This is a genomic window from Tessaracoccus palaemonis, assembly GCF_019316905.1.
GTDB lineage: Bacteria > Actinomycetota > Actinomycetes > Propionibacteriales > Propionibacteriaceae > Arachnia > Arachnia palaemonis.
In genome coordinates this window covers 3,167,069-3,185,256 of the sequence record NZ_CP079216.1, presented here as the reverse complement: position 1 = coordinate 3,185,256, position 18,188 = coordinate 3,167,069, and the positions used below count along the sequence as shown (strand labels likewise).

Genomic DNA, 18,188 nt, shown 5'->3' with positions numbered 1-18,188 from the left:
CCGCGAGGCCCCCTCCCCGCGGTTGGTGCTGCAAGCGAACCCCTGACCCCGACCCGACCAGAATGGGCGGGGAAGGGAGCGAGCATGGCGAAGAAGAAGACTCAGGACCCCGGACCGTCGGTGAAGGATCCCGAGGTGTACGAGGCGTTACGCGACGACGGGGCCAGCAAGGAGAAGGCCGCGCGAATCGCGAACGCCGCGGCCGCGACGTCCAGGTCGGCCGTCGGCCGCAAGGGTGGCGAGGCGGCCGACTACGAAGACCGCACCAAGGACGAGCTCCTGCAGCGGGCCCGCGAGTTGGAGATCCGCGGGCGTTCGTCGATGTCGAAGGATGAGCTCATCGACGCCCTCAGGAACCACTGATCCCGGTTCCGAGGGCGCCCGTTCAGCTCTTCCAGGAGGACCGGTACGCGAAGATCTCGTCGACGACCTCGAGCGGGACCTCCTCGATCGACGGGTACAGCCACGTGGGCTGGTTGTCCTTGTCGACCAGCAGGGCGCGGACGCCCTCGACGAAGTCGCCCTTCGGCAGCAGGCGCTCGGCCAGGCGCAGGTCCTGGTCGAAGATCGCGCCCAGGTTGAGGGTCTTCGCGCGGTTCAGCGCGCGGAGCGCGACGTGCACCGACAGCGGGGAGCGCAGGCGCATCTCCGCGGCGGCCTTGCGGGCGTTCTCGTCGGGGTGGTTCTCGAGCGCCGCGATGATGTCGGCGGGCTGGTCGGAGACGTAGCACTCCTCGATCCACGCGCTCGCGGAGTCGAACAGCGGCGCGGGCAGCGGACCGTCAGCGGACTCGTCGGCCAGGTTCATCAGGAGGGCGTCGCCGCCGGTGAAGGTGGCCGACGTGAGCGTGACGTGGCGGCCGACGGCGCCGGCGCGGGACAGCTGGTACATGATGCCGACGTCGGGGAAGAAGCCGATCTTCGTCTCCGGCATGGCCATCACCGTGTCGGCGTAGACGATGCGCCGGTCGGCGTGGGCGCCGATGCCGAGGCCGCCGCCCATCGCGATGCCGCGCAGGTGACTCGTCACGGGCTTGGGGTAGTCCGCGATGAGCATGTCGAGCGAGTACTCGTGCTCAAGGAAGTGCAGCCAGGCGCCACCCGAGGTCAGCGCCTGGGACAGGGCGCGCACGTCGGCGCCGGAGCAGAAACCACGGTCGCCGTTGCCGGAGAGCTCGACGGCGGTCACGTCGTCGTCGTTGCGCCACTGCACCAACGTCTCGGTCATGGTGTGCATCATGGACTCGTCCAGGGCGTTGATGGCCGCCGGACGGTTCAGCGTGATGCGGCCAATGCCGTCGATCACGTCGGTGACGATGTAGTCAGACATGGATGCAGCCTAATAGCTCAGGTGCGTTCATGCCGCATGGCCCCCTCCTCGAAGGGCTGGCGGATGCTCAGGACAGCCGGATGTTCGGCTTGAGCCGCGTGAGGACCGTGCGAGCCGTCTCCTGGTCGATGACAAGGTCCGTTGTCACCCCTGCGCGCAACGCGCCGAGCACCGCGGGAGCCTTCGCGAGGCCGCTGACCACGCAGATGCGACGCGGGATGCGCTGCAGCTCGGCGGGCGTCATCCCGGTGGCGCGCTGGTTGATCTCGAGGTCGCGGTAGGTGCCGTTCTCCCGCAGCATCACCGTGCAGACGTCGCCGACGACGCCCTGGTCTCTCAGGGTCTGGATGTCACCCTCGGTGAGGTAGTTCGACGCGTAGACGTGAGACTGCAGCTCGGAGTTCAGGCCGCCGATGCCGAACAGTGCGACGCGACACGAGTCCCGCACGTGGAGGATGTGGCGCGTGCTCTGCTCCCGCCACATCGCCTCCTTGGTGGCCGGGTCGTCGAAGAACGCCGGGAGGGCGAGCAGCTGCTCCTGGCCGCGGAACGCGTCGGCGAAGCGGTGCAGGATGCTGCCGACGTACGGCAGGCCGGTGGTCTGGTGGTTCGCGCCGCCGTTGAGCCCTATGACCGTGACGCCCGTGAGGTCGCGGGGGCGGAGGTGGGTCGCGACGGCGGAGACGGTCGTCCCCCACGCGACGCCGACGGTGTCACCGTCGGAGACGGTCTCTCCGAGGAGCTCGGCGGCGGTGCGGGCCACCTGGTCGAGCCGGAAGATCCCGCTGGAGCCGGGGCGCACCTGCACGATGTGCGCGCGGATGCCGAAGTTGCGGTGGAACAGATCGGCCATGCGGCCCACCGGGCGTGCCGGGTCGACGATCTGCACGCGCACGAGCCCCTGCTCGCGCGCCTCCTTGAGGAGCCGTGACACCGTCGACCTGGACACGCCCAGGTGGTGGGCGATGGCGTCCATCGTCTCGGACTGCACGTAGTACATACGTGCGACCGTGACGAGCGCCTCGCTGCTCTTGTCGGCCACGTGAACCTCCTTGTCCCGGCCATCTTAGGCATAGCCCTTTGCAGGGACGGGCTCTCGGGTCCGGTAGCCGCCTGGGCTGATCAGTACCCGCGGGAGGCGTCCGCCAGCTCCCGGTCGGCGCCGAGGGCGGCGACGAACTCGTCGGTGCTCATCGGCTTGGAGAACATCGGGTAGTCGAACTTGATCGCCGAGTCGTGCTCCTCGACGGAGGTGGCACCCACCGCGTCGGTCAGGGTGACGACCTCGAAGCCCTTCTCGTAGGCGCTGCGCATCGTGGACTCGACGCAGCAGTTGGTCAGGAAGCCGGCGAGCACGACGGTCGTGATGCCCTTCGAGCGGAGGACGAAGTCGAGGTTGGTCGAGCCGAAGGCGTCGAGGCCGCGCTTGCCCTCGATGACGATGTCGCCGTCGACGGGGGTGAGTTCCTGGCAGATCTCGGCGCCCCAGCCGCCGCGCACGAAGGAGGAGGAGTCGACGACGCCCTTCAGGATGCCGTAGGGGTGCGCGGTGATCTCGCCGTAGCCGGGCGCGAAGGTGATGGGGCAGTGGAGGACGGCGCCTCCGGCGGCGCGAACGGCGTCGGCCGCCTGCCGTGCGTGGTCGAGGACGTGCTCCTTGTCCATGACCTCCTTGACTGCGCCGTGGAGGGTGCCGCCCTCGGCGGTGAAGTCGTTCTGGAACTCGATGAGGACGAGGGCGGTGGTGGTGGGGTTCATCGTGGTGCTCCTTTGCAACCAGGGTCGATTTCCCCTCCAACTCTACGACTTTGAGCAAAGGCCGACGAGGAATCGAACGATCGGATGACAAGGACTTTCCCCCGGTAGATCGGCCGATTTCTGCAAGCTCGTCGTCGCGCAAGTGACGTCGCCTGCACGAACGTGCACCGATGTTGTCCGGAGCGTTCAGAACATGGACAGTGGGGACAAAGGGATTTAAAGGAGTCAAACGTGACGAAAACCTCACTCACGCCCGACCAGCGGGCAGCCTCGGTTGAGGCGATGCAGTCGCAAGTCTTCGACGTGCTCGTCATCGGCGGCGGCGTGACCGGCGCCGGGATCGCACTCGACGCCGCTTCGCGTGGCCTGAGCACCGCGGTCGTCGACTACCAGGACTGGGCCGCGGGCACGTCGTCGCGCTCCTCCCGCCTCGTCCACGGGGGGCTCCGCTACCTCTACAACCTGGACTTCAAGCTGGTGGCCGAGGCGCTGAAGGAGCGCGGGCGCCTGCTCACGACCATCGCGCCGCACCTCGTCGAGGCGCAGCCGTTCCTGTGGCCGCTGAAGACTCCCGTCGTCGAGCGGGCCTACTCCGCGGTCGGCGTCGGCATGTACGACGCGCTCGCCGTGATCGGCGCGGGCGGCCGGAAGACCGTCCCCACGCAGAAGCACCTCTCGAAGAAGGCCGCCATGCGGCACTTCCCCGAGGTGAAGGCCGACGCGCTGTGCGGCGCCATCGAGTTCTACGACGCCCGCGTCGACGACGCCCGCCTGGTCATCACGCTGATCCGCACCGCGCTCAAGTACGGCGCCGAGGCCGCGAGCCGCATCAAGGTCACCGGGATCGTCAAGGACGAGAAGGGCGCCGCGGCCGGCGCGGAGGTCACCGACCTCGAGACCGGCGCATCGTTCACCATCCGCGCCAAGAAGATCATCAACGCCACCGGCGTGTGGACCGAGGAGACCCAGGACATGGCCGGCGGCACCGGCGGCCTCAAGGTGCTGGCGTCGAAGGGCATCCACATCGTCATCCCGCGCGACCGCCTCAAGGCGAAGGCCGGGATGTTCCTTCGCACCGAGAAGTCGGTGCTGTTCATCATCCCGTGGCAGCACTACTGGGTGATCGGCACCACCGACACCGCCTGGCACGAGCAGCTCGAGAACCCCGTCCCGACGAGCGCCGACATCGACTACGTGCTGGCGCACGCCAACGAGGTCCTCGACAAGCTGCTGACCCGCGACGACATCATCGGCACCTACGCGGGGCTCAGGCCGCTGCTGCAGCCGAAGGTGCTCGACGAGTCGAAGTCCACCAAGGTCTCCCGCGAGCACACCGTCTCCGAGGTCATCCCCGGCATGGTCGCGATCGCGGGCGGCAAGCTCACCACCTACCGGGTGATGGCGGAGGACGCCGTCGACTTCGCGCTGGGCAAGGAGGCGGCCGAGGCCACCCCGTCGCCGACCGCCGGCCTGCCGCTGCTCGGCGCCGACGGCTACGACGCCGTCGTCAACCAGTCCGCCCGTCTCGGGAAGCAGTACGGGTTCGACGCCGATCGAATGAAGCACCTGCTGTCGCGCTACGGATCGGAGATCGAGGACCTGCTGGCCAGCATCGACGAGAACCCGACGCTCGCGCAGCCGCTGCAGCACGCGCCGCAGTTCATCCGCGCCGAGGTTTCCCGCGCGTGCACCGTCGAGGGGGCGCTGCACCTGGAGGACATCTTCGTCTCCCGCGTCCGCCTCAACTCCGAGTCCCGGGACCGCGGCGGCGCGTGCGTCGACGAGGTGGCCGAGATCGCGGCGAAGGCCCTGGGCTGGGACGACGCGAGGTCCGCGGCGGAGAAGGCCAACTACCGTGCCAGGATCGCCGCCGAGCTCGCGGCCGAGGAGCAGACGACGGACGCCGCAGCGTCGGCCGAGCGTGAGAAGGCCGTCGACATTGTCGGCGCTGGCGTGACCGCCTGACGCGACAGGGACGATCGTGGGGTGCGTGCCGCTGGCACGCACCCCACGTCGATTCAGGCGAAGTCGTGCCTCGGCGCTGGGCGGAGGTTGAACCATACGGCGGCCTGTCGTCGCGACGCGTCGGTGAGGATGGTGAAGGGGGCGACGACGATGCCCGCGTCGGCGGCCGCCTGAGCGAGGTAGTCCCGCAGCAGCCACACGTCGGCGGGATCCCCCGAGTCGGTCACGCTGAGCGTCCGGCGCAGCCGCTCGGCCGTGAACTCGAGGTCGTCGGCGACGACCTCCTCACTCAGCCCTACGGCGTCGAGGTGGGTGCGCAGCTCGGCTGCGGTCTGGCGCTGCTGGCGTGGGGTCAACGACATGTCCGCAGCATGGCACGACGACGGACGGCGCGGTCCGCTGCGGCCGAGTTGCGCGAGGGGGTGCGGGATGGCGGAGATTGAGCGGAGTGGGCATACTCGCCAGATGACCGTCGAAGCGCTGCGCTCCCTGCCGAAGGCCGAACTCCACCTGCACATCGAGGGGACGCTCGAGCCCGAGCTGGCGTTCGAGCTCGCGCGCCGCAACGGGGTGACGTTGCCGTTTGCGGGCGTCGAGGATCTGCGTCTGCGCTACGACTTCGACGATCTGCAGTCGTTCCTCGACCTCTACTACGCGTGCATGGCGGTGCTCCGCACGGCGGACGACTTCCGCGACCTCGCCCTGTCCTACCTCGAGCGGGCGCACGCCGACGGCGTCCGTCACGCTGAGTTGTTCTTCGACCCGCAGGTGCACGCCAGCAACGGCGTCAGCGGCGACGCGGTGATGGACGGGCTGCTGGAGGGGCTGCGGATCGCGGGGGAGCGGTTCGGCATGACCGGCGGTCTGATCCTCTGCTTCCTGCGGGACCTGCCCGTCGCGTCGGCGATGGAGACGCTGGAGTCGGTCGCCGGGCGGGCCGAGGACCTGCTGGGCGTCGGGCTGGACTCGGCGGAGGTCGGGCACCCGCCGGCGATGTTCACCGACGTCTTCGCGCGCGCCGCCGAACTGGGGCTCCGACTGGTCGCCCACGCGGGCGAGGAGGGCCCGGCCGCCTACGTCCGGGAGGCGCTCGACACGCTGCACGTCGAGCGCATCGACCACGGCATCCGGGCTGCGGAGGACGACGCGCTGGTCGCCGAGCTCGCCCAGCGCCGGGTCCCGCTGACGGTCTGCCCGCTGTCGAACGTGCGGCTGAAGGCGGTCGCCGACCTCGCCGCGCACCCCCTGCGTCGGCTGTTCGACGCCGGCGTCATCGTCACGGTCAACTCCGACGACCCCGCCTACTTCGGCGGCTACGTCGCGGCCAACTACGCCGCCGTCGCGGGCGAGGGCTTTACCGTCGACGAGCTGGTGACCATGGCGAGGAACTCCATCGTCGCGTCCTTCGCGCCCGACCAGCGGAAGGCCGAACTGCTGGCCGAACTGGACGCCTGGGTCGCCGACTCTGTGGGGATACCGAGCCGCTGACCCGACCTGACGTCGGTCAGCTTCCCTGCCCGGGACGAGGATCGGTCGGGTAGGGATGCTGAGGAGCCGGCCGGTACTGGGGAGGCGGGCCGTTCGGTGCGGTCGGCTGACCGTACCCGGGCGTCGGGCCCTGGCCGTTCATCCACGGCGCGGGGGTTCCTGACTGCATGGGCGTGGGTACCTGCGTGGGCTTCGGCCTGGTCATCAGGCGGATCAGCGACGAGCCCGCCACGTGGGCGGCGACCCCCAGCCCGAGGATGACCGCGATCCACAGCAGGCTGCCCTGGATGCTCATCAGGGTGTTGTTCTGCTTGCCGATCACGGTCAGCAGGTCGTTGGTGTACCACCCGTTGGCCACGGCCTGTTGGGGCGCGCCCGACGTGAGCCCGTTGTTCGCGTCGAAGCTCTCGCCCGCGAGGTCGAGGAGGTCCGCATAGCTGCGGGCGGTCATCCTGGAGGTCGTCATCGCGACGATGACGAGCGCTATCGCCACGGCGAACCACAGGATCGAGCGGTAGATCAGCACCGCCGACCCCTCTCGTTTCGGCCGGGGAGCGGCGGGCGTCGGGTACGGCCCTGCGGGCTGTTGAGATGGGTAGGACATGCGCGCCTCCTGTGGCGGGTGTGAACAACGCTCACCCTGCCACCCGGGACTGACAGACTCCCGGCGGCCCCTCCTTGACTGGGTCGCGCTCGGGCTCGATGTGCCGAGCAGGCGACGTTCCCCTATACTTCAGGGGTCTTCGGGGCATTAACTCAATTGGTAGAGTGCCACCTTTGCAAGGTGGAAGTTAGGGGTTCGAGTCCCCTATGCTCCACCGCTGTGATGAGTCGCGACTTCTGTCTCTGATCAGTCACGTGTAACTGCGGAGAGCCCCGCGTCGGCTCGGCTCTTCGTGTCTTGCGCCAGGTCTTGGGGCGGATCGTTGCTCCATCGACGCGTTGGAGTCACGTCGACGTCCAAGCCTTGACGACCCCGTTGTTGCGAAGCACCGGTGTCTGTTGCGTAGTTCACAGGGCTGGAGGCGGTGAGCGCCGGAGCAGGAGTATTGACTCGCTCACTTGCCTGTCTTCGCGTGGCCGGAACCATAGGACGGCGGGCTCGATCAGGGGCAACGCGTCCTTGGAGACCCACCTTCGCGCTGCTGCAGACGAACGTTCTCGACCGTCGCGCCTGGACCACCTGCGGGCGTGTCTGGGCAGATTGACGCCTATCGATTACGAGACCATCATGATGAACAAGACTGGGCCATCGCGGCCAAGTCGAAACTGTCAGCCTCTCGTTCAGCAGTCCCGTCACCTGGCGCTGACCTCATGGTCACGGTGAGGTCGAATCGGCCCCCAGCGTCACAGAATGTGTCAGGGTGGCTGTGTACGATCCGTTGCATGCTCAGGAGAGAACGTGTCCCTCCCACTCCTAAATGATGGCGCGTTGCCTCACGGGCGGTGGACCTGCGAGCCTGCCGACGTTGAGGCCGCTTTCGTGCACGGGCTAGCGCCCGCTCGACAGAGAATCTGGGATGACTGGGTGCAGTTGACCGACACTCTTCGAAGCAACGTGGGCCGGGTACCTGCTGCATGGCTCTCAGGTAGCTTTCTGACCGACAAGCCTGTGCCTGGTGATCTCGACAGCGTCTATGTGGTGGACACTGCCGACCTCCAGGCCTCAATGCTCGACCCGCTGAAGCAACGGTTCGTCACGGTGGTCGCTCAGAGTTCGGTCAAGAAACTCCTCAACATCAAAGTGGATTCGTACATCCTGGAGTGGGATCCAACGGACGGACCCGGCCCAACCTCATCCCCCGACTACTACTCCTATCGCGGATACTGGGACGACTTGTGGGTGAGGCAACGGGACTCCGACCCTCGCGTGGATTCGGTCCCCAGACGCGGATACGTGGAGGTGATTCTTGATGGCTACCGATGAAAACACACCCCGCATGGAACCGGGCGAAACCCTGTGGCGCCGCTTCCTTGCCCTTCCCGGGCTCGACGAGTTCCCTGTGCTTGACGAACCAGGAGACCTGACGCGTGCGGGCATCGAGACCATGGTGGCTAGTCAGCATGGCTCGGCGCGCGAGATGAGGTCCAGCGGCCAGCTCCGATTCACCGGGGACGCTGTCCCTGGGCATCGGGCGGATCTGGACGCGGTTGCCCACCTCTCCTCGGCTTGGCAGAAGTCAGTCACTGCGACGGGCGCCGCATTGGAGGGGATCAAGTCGATCCGCGGGAAACTGCCGGCAGAGGTGGTGCTCAGAACCCGGCTCGTGTTGTCGGCCTCCCCAGCGCGGGGCTCTGTGGTCTTCTTGGTCGAGCCCAAGCAGCTCCCGATGGAAGAGGTCGAGCCCGGCGGGAATCGGGCAATCACACCTGAGATCGCGAAGCGCCCACTTGCTGACTTGGCGTCTGAGTCGCTCGTGGAGTTGCTCGCGGCAACCCACGACACGCCAGATCTCACGGATGAGCTGGTCACAAGGCTTCGTGATCTCGGGCCGCGAGTGGGCAGCGCCGTTGGCGGCCTGGCCCGGGCCATCGAAGAGAGTGGCATCACCCTTGACGTCGCGTGGCGTGAGCCCACGCGGCCGACGCGTCGCGCCATCGTGAAGCCCTTTGAGGCGAAGTATCTAGCCGAGGTCGTTGAGGGCCGGGGACTTAACGCGATGGAGGAGACGCTCACCGGTCAACTGGCCACAATCTCAAACCGGCAGCAGTGGGCCCTGCAAGTAGGTGACAGGTTGCTCTTCCTGGACATGGGGGACCTCGGTGGCGATGAGCTGACCAAGTGGAACGTCGATGACCTGGTGGAGGTCACCGCTCTGACGACCACCCAAGAGCGCCCGGATGGGCGTGTGAGTCGGCGGTACACGATGATGTCCATCCGAGCCGCTCAAGGGACGCCCACCGTGTTGAACGACGAGGCGTAGCCGGCATGGAATGGATCGCGGTTCTTACTCCCGCCGCTGCTTCGCTACTGACGTTGCTACTCGCCAACAGACACTCGTCGCGCATGGCTGACATGGCTAGAGCAGAGTCGAGAGAACGCTTCCGATTCGAGGCCGCGCAGAGTCGATACACGGACCGCCGAGATGCGGTCATAGCCTTTGATCAAGCCGCCGAACAAGAGTCCGAGCGCATCGCTGACTTCGATGAAGACCCGCGTAATTCTGGGCTTTCTGTTACGGATTTGGTAGACGGCTACCGACTGGACGGGCTCATGGCCGCACATGCCAGGGTCGCCGTCCTCACAAGTCGAGAGGTCACCGGGGCCGCAACCGCGGTGAAGGACGCGATTATGGGCCTGCTCTGCGGACGCGAAGGGGCGTGGCTCGCATACGGGGTCGCCATCGACCGGTACCGCGAGGTGAGCAGGCACTTGCTATCAGGAGGCACTGGGCTGAACGCCTCGACCCAGTCCGACTCTTCGCGCTAGCCGGAAGGCGGCGTCTCACACAGGGTCGATGTGTCGCTGTGTGCATGCCGTGGGTTCCGGAGAGCTGGTGCCTCGAACGGCCCCGGACAACGCCCATCAACCGCACTTAGCATCGGGCTCTCGCGCCTCCAGGGTGGGGCGCCCACGGTCTGGGGTCCACACGACATCGAACATAACGCTCGTCACCATCCACTCATCTGCATCCCGTCGTTGCTCGGAGGAACGGTATTCGGGCCGTGGCGGTGATTGCGGTTCTGGTCAGAGTTGCGTTCGCAACGATGACCTGACACCGAGGCGACAAACGCTCGCCAAGACGCGGGCTGGCAGGTGCTGTGCTGTTGGAGCACGAGTCCACGCCTGACCGCGTGAACATCACCATCGTGGCCCGGCTGGATCGGCTACAGAGCGTCAGCGGAGATCGTGGAGAGGCGAAGTCGGGTAACGGTCGGTTGGTGATGACGTCAAGAGATCAGATCCCAGAGAGCCGCTGGCCAGCAGCAATACCGATCGAGAGAGCGCCCCCGAATGCGGCGACCAGTAGCTGTCCGATGACACCGATGATGCCAGCTGCGGCGAGCTGGGCTGGACGTCCAGGCCGACAGCTTCCCGCAGGTCAGATGGCCAACGAAGGAAGGCGGCTATCAATCCTGTAAGGCCGCGCTCGAGCTCGGCGGCCTCCACCGAGTCCTGCCTCGCTCGCCACTCGCCGACTCGACTGACGAGACGACCGTCTCTGGCGAAAACTGGTCGGGATCACGAAGAGTCATCTCCCAGTTTGTGACCGGATCAACATCTTTCATGATGTATGCGGCATTGCGCAGAGTGAAGGGTGCCGCCGTGCCGCGCGTAGGCTCGGGCGGCCGCGCCAGCAGACTCGGCAACGGCAGAGCGTTTGGCCTGCCAGGCCTGGTGATCTACCGGCTCTTCGGACCTGAGCGTGGGGTCATAGTCGTAGACCGCCGCCGATGAGGAGCATTCTGAGGCGGTAGTTATCGGGGTCGCGGAATCCTCGGGCGACGCGGCGGGCGAGTTCGATCAACCCGTTGATGGCTTCGGTTCCGCCGTTGTTGGCGCCGCCGGTGGTGAAGTAGCCCAGGAACGCGTCTCGCCACTGGTTCAGGGTCCGGCCGAGGCGGGCGATCTCCGGGATCGGACACGACGGGAACGTGGCCAGGATCTGCTCTGCGACCCTGCGGCCGTCGGCGTGGCTGGGCTGGTGGTAGACCGAGCGGAGCTGTTGGGCGCAGTGCCAGGCGACCTCGACTTCGACGTGTCGGTCGTCGGCGGTGAACGCGGTCTCGAGGCGTGTCTTCTGCCGGTCGGTGAGGTGTTCCCGGCCGGCGCGCAGTAGGTTGCGGATCCGATACAGCGGATCGTGTCTGCGGCCGCGGTGGCCGTGGATGTCTTGCTGGACCCGGCGGCGGACCTCGTCGACCGCGGTCGTGCCGAGCTTGACCACGTGGAAGGCGTCGATCACCGCGATGGCGTCCTCCAACTGGTCGTCGATGGCGTTCTTGTAGCCGTGGAATGGGTCCAGGGTGGCGATGTCGACGCCTTCGCGGAACGTGTCGCCGCGGGCCTTCAGCCACGACGTGTAGGCCTCGCCGGAACGACCCGGGACCAGATCAAGGAGCCGCGCCCGGACGTGTCCGTGCTGGTCGCGGGTGAGATCAACCATGCCGGTGAACTCCTTCGGGCCGCGTCCACCCTGCTCGACAGGCCTGGTCGAGACGTGATGCCAAATGTGTTCGTCAACACCCAGCGTGGTGACACCGGCGAAGCGCGACTCATCGTCGGCGGCTGCTTCAAGGATCGGTTTGACGGCTCGCCACAGCGTCTTCCAAGCACAACCCAGCTGACGGGCAAGACCCTGAACCGAAGCGTTCTCGCGGCGCATCTGCCCGACCGCCCACGATGTCGCCCGAGCGGTGAGCAACGCTCTGGGCCGCGCCACGTCGGGGTCTTGTTCCATGAACGAGGTCACCGGACACGACGGCTCCGGACACAGCCATCGTCGTTTCCGCCACCACAACCGCACCGGCGCCGTGAAACAGGCAGCGTCGATCAACTCCACCCGCTGCCGGCCATGCGCATGCGCCACGACCCCACATGTCGGGCAACCCATCACCCCCGGCAGCCGGGACTCGACCTCAACCCGAAGCCCCGCGTCGTCGCGATGGACACCGGTCACGTGGAGCCCGGGCAACCCCAGCAGAAGGTCACAGCGCTGGCAGTAGCCGCCGCCGGCACGGCAGCAGGACGTAGGATCGGGCATCGTCGAGGTCCTTGAAGATCAGGTGGTGTGGTAACCCCGATTCTTGAGGGCCTCGACCCCCTCCCGCCCCCCGACACGCCCGCCGCCGGATCCACGCTCACCCCACGCTCAGGTACGAAGAGCCGATCTACCGTCGGCTCGGGTTGTCGCAGCGCGCAGGCGTCGTGTGTGACCACGCGCGCACTGTTCAAGAGGTCCACGTAGGCATTCCGGAACGAGATCATCAAATCCGCATCCTGCCTGTACCGGTTGATTGGCTTCACGACACAAGTCGCGAGGATCAGTCTGACGTCACGCGAAGATGGCACGGCAGCTGTTGGCGTGCTCTACGAAGACCTCGACGAGCGACGGTAATCGCGCGTTGATCACCGTCACTGGAGTTCTGTGGGCGTTGGAGTGTGCTGGGAGCCGGAGCGGACCGTCCGCGCCCGCCTTGCCTATCCTGCCGACCTTCGATGCGTTTCCGATCAACGACCTTGATGATCTGTACCAGCTTGTCAGGCACAATTTGAGCTATCAGCGAGGCGCGCGGGCTCCCGATCAACATAGTGGTCTCATCGGGACGCCCGCCCCAATCCTCTGCCCCGCCGCGGTGCTGAAGTGGCGGCTCCCACCTTGTCCCCGCACATGACCGATCAAGATCGGATTTGAGGCGTATCGCCTTGTCAAGGCACATTCGAGGTGGTCGTCGGCCGATGAGTGTAGGTTTCCATCAACAAACAATCACCGCTCTGGGTCGGCCCAGAACGGGACATGCCTGATCGAGCCAGGGCCGACGGTGGGATCGTAGGTCACGACCATTCCGTCATCGGCGGCTTCCCTGGTGATGCGGGAGGATTGAGCCTTGTTTCGGTCGGAGATGCCGAGGCGGGCACGAACGCTGGAGTTGGTGGTCGGCTTGTTGCTCATGTCCCGCGTCAACGAGGGCAGCGGGACTTCGGTTTCGGAGCTGTGGATGACCCGTGCGAGTCCGGCGACTTGCTCGAGCAGGTCGGAACGTGGGACGTCCAGGTCGAGGGTGTGGGCGATGATCCGGACGCCCGCCCGCTTCACCACGTGTGTCCGCTCGTCCTCCGACCCCTTCGCGTAGACCAGGTGTCCCTCGTCGAGGCCGAGGACCGTGCAGTAGGCGAGCAGCTGGTAGAGGTCCGCTTGGGGGAAGCCGCTGGGCTTCTCCGCCTTGTACTTCGCGTCGACCACGACCCGCGGAACGCCCTGCTCCAGCCAGACGAAGTCGGGCTTGACCGGCACCGTCTCCGCCTCGTCGAGGAAGGCACCGTACTGCAGCTGTGACCGCCCGCCGAAGGCCCGGAACGCCTCTCGCAGAGCGACCGTCACGAAGTCCTCGAAGACCCTCGCCATGTTGAGCAGATATCCGGTGACGACGGTGTCGCCCACGCGCTGCTCGAAGGACCGGCCGGCCAGGATCAACTCGGCGAGCTCGAGGGCGGGAACGTAGCGGGCGTTGAGTCGGCTAGGGGTCCAGGCCGGCCGCACCCCGCGAGGGAGGCGCGACACGTCGGCCAGCTGGAGGCGGAGCCGTTGCAGTCCGCCCCTGTGCCGCCGGGTCACGCCGGGCAGAGCCAACAAACGTTCAACGGCTGCGAGGAGAAGCTGGTTCTCGGGGATGTCGACGGTGAAGTCGTCGTAGCGGACCTCCAACGGGACCTCGCGCCCGAAGCGACGGCGGAGCTGGTCCGCCTCGCGGATGCGACCCCGCAGGACGGGCAGGCTGTCGTCGACGGTCACGTAGCCCTTGAGTAGCCCCTGGTCGACAGCCCGGCGGGTGAGCGCCAGGAATGCGTCGGCGAGCGCCTCGGTAAGTTCGGCGTCCGGGTCCAGGTGGACCAGATCGTCCCGCCAGTGGCTTGGGCGACGGGCGTAGCCCATGAGGAACACCAACCGGTTGATGTCGATCTTCGGGCGGATGATCACCTCGATCCCTGCCACGCTCACGACGCCCACCTGGGTGCCCGCCGCGACCTCCCACCAGCCGGACCGGTCGGTCCTCGTCATCTTGAGGACACCGGACTCCAGCAGAGCGTCGGCGGTACCTCCCCTCAGGTGGACGAGGTGAGGTGGCTCGCCCTCACGAAGGATCGGCGGCCGCGTCGTCATCGTCCGCCTCGGCGGGCCCCTGGGATGCGGCGACGCGCGCCAAGATGGCGTCGAGGCCGTAGCGCTTGCGGACGTCTATCCCGTCGCCGAAGTGGTGTTCCTCCAGCAGCGGCAGGATGGCGGTGCGCCAGGCGCGCTCCAACCCGCCGTCGGCGTGCACCGCGTCGCGCATCAGGTACGAGGGCCCGATCTTGAAATCGTTGTCGTCGATCCGTCGGTTCAGCTCGTCGAGCAGGTCTGCGACCACCTCGTCTCGTCCGGTCGCAAGCAGCCAGCGGCGCAGGACATCGCTGGTGGGAAGCTCGGACGGGTGGAGCGGAACGAACGCGAAGCGGCGGCGCATCGCAGCGTCGACCAGCGCGATCGACCGGTCGGCGGTGTTCATCGTCCCGATGATGAACACGTTCTCCGGCAGTGTGAAACCGCTGTCGTCGTCGGTGGCGTAGAGGAGATCGACGTTCTGGCTGCGGTACTCGAGCAGGAAATACAGCTCGCCGAAGATCTTGGCGAGATTGCCGCGGTTGATCTCGTCGATGATGAGGAAGTAGGGCGTCGACGGGTTGTCCCGCGCCGCGTCGACCACCTTCCGCAGCGGACCTGGCTTGAGCTTGAAGCCACCCTCCTCGAGGGGACGGTAGCCCTCGAAGAAGTCCTCGTACGAGTAGGCGGGGTGGAACTGGACCAGGCGGACGTTGTCGCCGGCCAGGTGCCCAGCGAGGTGCTGCGCGATGAACGTCTTCCCGGTGCCGGGAGGGCCGTAGAAGATGAGCTGCGGTCGGTCGCGGAGCAGGTCGATGCACTCCTGCAGCCAGGGCCGGTCGACGTGCAGGCGTTCGGCGAGCTCATCGGTGGCGTCGGGCAGCACCAGCTCGCGAACCGTCGGCGACGGTACCGGCTCCTCCACCTGGGTTGGAGTGAGCAGCTCCTCGAGCAGCCCGAGCTGCTGGCTCATCTCGACGACGTCGTACTGCACCTGCAGGCGTGACTTGATCTCGGGGGCGAGGTCGCCGTAGTCATGTCCGTCCGGCGACCAGTCGACGTCGCGACGCAGATTCGACAGGCCCCCGGGCGAGGGGACGTACTCCGCCGGGCCGGTGATCGTGCCCACGTGGAGCTTGCCCTGGCTCGTGGTGACCATCACGTCGCCCAGGCGCATGCGCGACAGGAAGGCATGGAACTCGTCGAGCTTCGCCGCCTTTGCTGCGTAAGAGGTCTGCGAGTAGTCCTCGTCGACGATCACCTTCAGCTCCGCGCGGCTGATGCCCGCCTCGACCTCGCGGAGCTTGGCGGCTCGCAGGGATGCGAACCCGGAACCCAGCCAGGTAGGCACCAGATCGTGACCGTCGACCGACGACCCCCGCACCAGCCAGGCGCGCCGTGGGAGGGGTTCGAGAACTCCGATGGTCTCCAGATACTCGCGGAGATCCTCGGCGCGGACACGCTGAGTCTCGTCGGCGTTCCCGGAAGGGCCGAAGATGACGCCCTCGGCTTCGAGGGCCTCGCGCTGTGTAGTTCGAGAATTGTCGGCCCAGCCGAAGCCGGCGACGGGTCTGCCACCCTTTCCGAGCACACGGTGCGCGGCCTCGGCGCCGCTCCCGTTGGTGAAGTTGCCGACGGTCTGCGGGTTCGTGGAAGCGATCGCTGCCAGGTCGCCGTAGGTCGTCCAGGTCCCTGGCTCGACCGCGTCCAGGGCAGCCTCGAGGATCACGAGGTAACGGGGGCGTTCGAGGCGGGACGCATCCCGTGGCTCAGTATCAGAAGGCCCCGGATCGACGCCCCCTTGCGCCAGAGCCTCGAGGCGTTCTGCCGCACTGTTGCGGTGGGCGCTGAAGACCGTCCTCGCGCCGTTGATCGTGTTCTGCAGATCCTGCAGGAGTGCGGTGCGGGGGACGAACTCCGGCTGCCACTGCACGGGCACATAGTGACGGCCCATTTCAGGGGCGGTGGGGTCATAGCCGTAGACCCCGATGCACCGGCCCACTGCGATCATGCCCGGGTGCGTCACGAGCGGCATCACGACGATGTCGCCGACAGCGATCGAGGTACGGAACGCCCACAGCTGGCCCATTGTGGCCCCGCGACTCGCCCTGGTCGCGTTCGGATACAGCCGATCCACGACGCCGCGCACCTGCTCGCGGCTGGTGAGGGACGTCATGTCCGGGACGTCGGACCATCCGATGCTCGCCCGTCCGAGTTGGAGGTTCGATGCTTCGGACCCCCCGTTGCTGCCGGCGCGGACCACCCAGGCGCGCGCGGGGCCCTCGCCGCGAGCCGGCGCGTCATGCTCGGGTCCGTCACTCTGCATTGTCATGCCAGTTCCTCTTCGAGCGCGGAGCGGTACGGAGTACCCGTGTCGATCGCTGCCTGCATTGCGTCGTAGATCTCGAGGATCATGTCCTTCGAGCGGAAGGTGCCGTGCGCCGCGATGTCCTTCCGCTTGACGATGGGGAAGCTCTCCATGATGTAGTCGACGTCATCGCGGGAGATCCCGAACATGTAAAAGAAGGCAGCATCGAGCTCGAGACGGCACCGATACCTCGTGTCCGCCACCCACGGAACGGGAGGCTCGATGTTTGATTCCAAGGCGCGTGTGTAGGCGTGCAGCTCGTTACCAGATCCCGTGAGAACCGCCACGCGGCGGATGATCCACTCAGCGGTCCCGCCGAAGACGTCATCCATTTCATCAAAGGCCTCCCGCGGCAGGATAGGCAGTTGGCTGAAGGTGCCTTGAGGTACTGACGGTTGCGACAAGAACTGCCGAAGCATGTAGTCGAATGGGTAGGAGTTGTACTGCGCGATGAGCAGAGCTAACGCTTGGGCATCGGGTCCGGCGCTGAGGATCCAGCCGTAGGAGGCCGCGCCCCACGGAAGCAGGCTAGCAATGACCGTTCGTTCATCGGTATTGCGAGCGACTCTCCGGAAACCGAGAAGCGCAGTCTCGGTACCCCAACGGCGGCGGCCCAAGCGGTCGTGAGCCACCTCCTCACGAACCCAGTATCGGGGGAGCACTCGCGCGTCATCGGACTTGTCAGTGTTGTGAAGGATGTCCGTGTCCCCGAGGCCTACGAAACCTGCGGCTCGGTGGTCATACTGCCACCCCATCTTGCCTTCATAGAGGGGGAGCATGCGCTCGACCTGCTGCGTCATGCGTGGACCTCCTGGTTCCAAGGCGCGCGATACGAGGTGCCGGACGCTTCGGCCTCGCCGAGGGCGTCGTAGGCGGCGAGGATCAGTTCCTTCGTGCGGTAGCTGCCGAACGCCGCCTCGTCCTTGCGCTTCACGATCGGGAACGTATCAAGCACGTACGACACGTCGTCGCGGCCAAGGCCGTAGACGTGGAACATCAGTGCATCAAGCTCTGCCCTAACTCGGGCTCGCTCGTCGGGGTCGGCGATCCAGCCATTGAGTCTGTCGACTCGCAGCTCGAGCCATGATGCGAGCGGGCGGTCAAGAGGGATACCTACATTTGCGTAGGCACTTGGCGACGGAAGAGGCAGCTGCTTCACGACAGAGAACTGCAGGTGCATGTTGCTCAGCTTCTGACGAGCCGCGAAGTCGAACACGAATGATGAGAAAGCAGCGGCGAAGCTGGCAAGCTGTCCCCGAGGAGCTCCCAACACCATGTCGAAGTTGCCGCCACCTGGGAGTGAAGTCGGCATGATCGTTCCGATTGCAGTCCTCACGTCGCTCGTCCTCGCGATGCCACGCCAGGCGAAGTGCGGTCCCGCTGGCTTCCTAGACCCCCAGGCGCGGTCTGAGTCAGCCTCAGCAACCCAGTACCTGGGAAGTGGATGCTCGTGCCGATCTTTCTCTGCCTCGTCCAT

At 66.6% G+C, this 18,188-nt stretch carries 16 protein-coding genes and 1 tRNA gene; 7 read left to right on the top strand and 10 right to left on the bottom strand.

Annotated features, from left to right (window positions below; all coding sequences use genetic code 11):
* Nucleotides 1-84: 84 nt before the first annotated feature.
* Complete coding sequence (locus KDB89_RS14425) at nt 85-363, top strand: DUF7218 family protein (RefSeq protein ID WP_219082204.1); 279 nt, start codon at nt 85-87, stop codon at nt 361-363.
* A gap of 22 nt (nt 364-385) precedes the next feature.
* Here the strand turns inward: KDB89_RS14425 and KDB89_RS14420 are convergent, their stop codons facing one another.
* The 3 genes from KDB89_RS14420 to KDB89_RS14410 form a co-directional block, all read right to left on the bottom strand.
* Nucleotides 386-1,330, bottom strand: coding sequence for an enoyl-CoA hydratase/isomerase family protein (locus KDB89_RS14420; RefSeq protein ID WP_219082202.1), 945 nt, complete (start codon nt 1,328-1,330; stop codon nt 386-388).
* 67 nt (nt 1,331-1,397) lie between these two features.
* Nucleotides 1,398-2,330, bottom strand: a complete 933-nt coding sequence (locus KDB89_RS14415; RefSeq protein ID WP_219084346.1) for a sugar-binding transcriptional regulator — start codon at nt 2,328-2,330, stop codon at nt 1,398-1,400.
* A 122-nt stretch (nt 2,331-2,452) separates the two neighbouring features.
* Nucleotides 2,453-3,088: a cysteine hydrolase family protein gene (locus tag KDB89_RS14410; protein WP_219082200.1), complete on the bottom strand. Its 636-nt coding sequence runs from the start codon at nt 3,086-3,088 to the stop codon at nt 2,453-2,455.
* 231 nt (nt 3,089-3,319) lie between these two features.
* On the opposite strand from KDB89_RS14410, the gene KDB89_RS14405 reads away from it, so the two are divergent.
* Nucleotides 3,320-5,053, top strand: coding sequence for a glycerol-3-phosphate dehydrogenase/oxidase (locus KDB89_RS14405; protein ID WP_255556019.1), 1,734 nt, complete (start codon nt 3,320-3,322; stop codon nt 5,051-5,053).
* Between the two features lie 53 nt (nt 5,054-5,106).
* Here KDB89_RS14405 and KDB89_RS14400 read toward each other — a convergent pair whose 3' ends face one another.
* Nucleotides 5,107-5,415 carry a DUF2316 family protein gene (locus KDB89_RS14400; RefSeq protein WP_219082198.1) on the bottom strand — a complete coding sequence of 103 codons (309 nt, stop codon included), beginning with the start codon at nt 5,413-5,415 and terminating at the stop codon, nt 5,107-5,109.
* A 103-nt stretch (nt 5,416-5,518) separates the two neighbouring features.
* Between KDB89_RS14400 and KDB89_RS14395 the strand changes: the two genes are divergently transcribed.
* Nucleotides 5,519-6,541 (top strand): adenosine deaminase, encoded by a 1,023-nt coding sequence (locus KDB89_RS14395; RefSeq protein WP_219082196.1) that lies wholly within the window; start codon nt 5,519-5,521, stop codon nt 6,539-6,541.
* Between the two features lie 16 nt (nt 6,542-6,557).
* On the opposite strand, the gene KDB89_RS14390 is transcribed toward KDB89_RS14395, so the two are convergent.
* On the bottom strand, nt 6,558-7,145 hold the full coding sequence (locus KDB89_RS14390) for a hypothetical protein (protein WP_219082194.1): 588 nt from the start codon (nt 7,143-7,145) through the stop codon (nt 6,558-6,560).
* A gap of 141 nt (nt 7,146-7,286) precedes the next feature.
* Between KDB89_RS14390 and KDB89_RS14385 the strand changes: the two genes are divergently transcribed.
* The 4 genes from KDB89_RS14385 to KDB89_RS14370 all read left to right on the top strand — a co-directional run bounded on the left by KDB89_RS14385 (nt 7,287) and on the right by KDB89_RS14370 (nt 9,971).
* Nucleotides 7,287-7,359, top strand: a tRNA-Ala gene (locus KDB89_RS14385).
* Nucleotides 7,360-7,895: 536 nt separating this feature from the next.
* Nucleotides 7,896-8,468, top strand: coding sequence for a DUF6932 family protein (locus tag KDB89_RS14380; RefSeq protein WP_439654858.1), 573 nt, complete (start codon nt 7,896-7,898; stop codon nt 8,466-8,468).
* Nucleotides 8,455-9,465 (top strand): hypothetical protein, encoded by a 1,011-nt coding sequence (locus KDB89_RS14375; RefSeq protein ID WP_219082190.1) that lies wholly within the window; start codon nt 8,455-8,457, stop codon nt 9,463-9,465. The genes KDB89_RS14380 and KDB89_RS14375 overlap by 14 nt, the downstream gene beginning before the upstream one ends.
* A gap of 83 nt (nt 9,466-9,548) precedes the next feature.
* Nucleotides 9,549-9,971 carry a hypothetical protein gene (locus KDB89_RS14370; protein WP_219082188.1) on the top strand — a complete coding sequence of 141 codons (423 nt, stop codon included), beginning with the start codon at nt 9,549-9,551 and terminating at the stop codon, nt 9,969-9,971.
* Nucleotides 9,972-10,914: 943 nt separating this feature from the next.
* Here KDB89_RS14370 and KDB89_RS14365 read toward each other — a convergent pair.
* From KDB89_RS14365 to KDB89_RS14345, 5 genes are all read right to left on the bottom strand, one after another.
* Nucleotides 10,915-12,246 (bottom strand): ISL3 family transposase, encoded by a 1,332-nt coding sequence (locus tag KDB89_RS14365; RefSeq protein WP_219082186.1) that lies wholly within the window; start codon nt 12,244-12,246, stop codon nt 10,915-10,917.
* A gap of 723 nt (nt 12,247-12,969) precedes the next feature.
* A complete protein-coding gene (locus KDB89_RS14360; RefSeq protein ID WP_219082183.1) occupies nt 12,970-14,364 on the bottom strand; it encodes an McrC family protein in 1,395 nt (464 codons plus the stop codon).
* Nucleotides 14,336-16,675 carry an AAA family ATPase gene (locus tag KDB89_RS14355; protein ID WP_219082181.1) on the bottom strand — a complete coding sequence of 780 codons (2,340 nt, stop codon included), beginning with the start codon at nt 16,673-16,675 and terminating at the stop codon, nt 14,336-14,338. Before KDB89_RS14355 ends, KDB89_RS14360 begins: the two co-directional genes overlap by 29 nt.
* Complete coding sequence (locus tag KDB89_RS14350) at nt 16,672-17,511, bottom strand: hypothetical protein (protein ID WP_219082179.1); 840 nt, start codon at nt 17,509-17,511, stop codon at nt 16,672-16,674. The genes KDB89_RS14355 and KDB89_RS14350 overlap by 4 nt, the downstream gene beginning before the upstream one ends.
* On the bottom strand, nt 17,508-18,188 hold the full coding sequence (locus KDB89_RS14345; RefSeq protein ID WP_219082177.1) for a hypothetical protein: 681 nt from the start codon (nt 18,186-18,188) through the stop codon (nt 17,508-17,510). Before KDB89_RS14345 ends, KDB89_RS14350 begins: the two co-directional genes overlap by 4 nt.

Excerpts from the sequence above, each read along its gene's own strand:
- KDB89_RS14415 (WP_219084346.1), bottom strand. The coding sequence starts at position 2,330 with ATGTACTACGTGCAGTCCGAGACGATGGACGCCATCGCCCACCACCTG.
- KDB89_RS14425 (WP_219082204.1), top strand. The coding sequence starts at position 85 with ATGGCGAAGAAGAAGACTCAGGACCCCGGACCGTCGGTGAAGGATCCC.
- KDB89_RS14345 (WP_219082177.1), bottom strand. The coding sequence starts at position 18,188 with ATGGACGAGGCAGAGAAAGATCGGCACGAGCATCCACTTCCCAGGTAC.
- KDB89_RS14360 (WP_219082183.1), bottom strand. The coding sequence starts at position 14,364 with ATGACGACGCGGCCGCCGATCCTTCGTGAGGGCGAGCCACCTCACCTC.
- KDB89_RS14355 (WP_219082181.1), bottom strand. The coding sequence starts at position 16,675 with ATGACAATGCAGAGTGACGGACCCGAGCATGACGCGCCGGCTCGCGGC.
- KDB89_RS14410 (WP_219082200.1), bottom strand. The coding sequence starts at position 3,088 with ATGAACCCCACCACCACCGCCCTCGTCCTCATCGAGTTCCAGAACGAC.
- KDB89_RS14380 (WP_439654858.1), top strand. The coding sequence starts at position 7,896 with ATGTGTCAGGGTGGCTGTGTACGATCCGTTGCATGCTCAGGAGAGAAC.
- KDB89_RS14365 (WP_219082186.1), bottom strand. The coding sequence starts at position 12,246 with ATGCCCGATCCTACGTCCTGCTGCCGTGCCGGCGGCGGCTACTGCCAG.
- KDB89_RS14420 (WP_219082202.1), bottom strand. The coding sequence starts at position 1,330 with ATGTCTGACTACATCGTCACCGACGTGATCGACGGCATTGGCCGCATC.
- KDB89_RS14370 (WP_219082188.1), top strand. The coding sequence starts at position 9,549 with ATGGCTGACATGGCTAGAGCAGAGTCGAGAGAACGCTTCCGATTCGAG.
- KDB89_RS14400 (WP_219082198.1), bottom strand. The coding sequence starts at position 5,415 with ATGTCGTTGACCCCACGCCAGCAGCGCCAGACCGCAGCCGAGCTGCGC.
- KDB89_RS14390 (WP_219082194.1), bottom strand. The coding sequence starts at position 7,145 with ATGTCCTACCCATCTCAACAGCCCGCAGGGCCGTACCCGACGCCCGCC.
- KDB89_RS14375 (WP_219082190.1), top strand. The coding sequence starts at position 8,455 with ATGGCTACCGATGAAAACACACCCCGCATGGAACCGGGCGAAACCCTG.
- KDB89_RS14395 (WP_219082196.1), top strand. The coding sequence starts at position 5,519 with ATGACCGTCGAAGCGCTGCGCTCCCTGCCGAAGGCCGAACTCCACCTG.
- KDB89_RS14350 (WP_219082179.1), bottom strand. The coding sequence starts at position 17,511 with ATGACGCAGCAGGTCGAGCGCATGCTCCCCCTCTATGAAGGCAAGATG.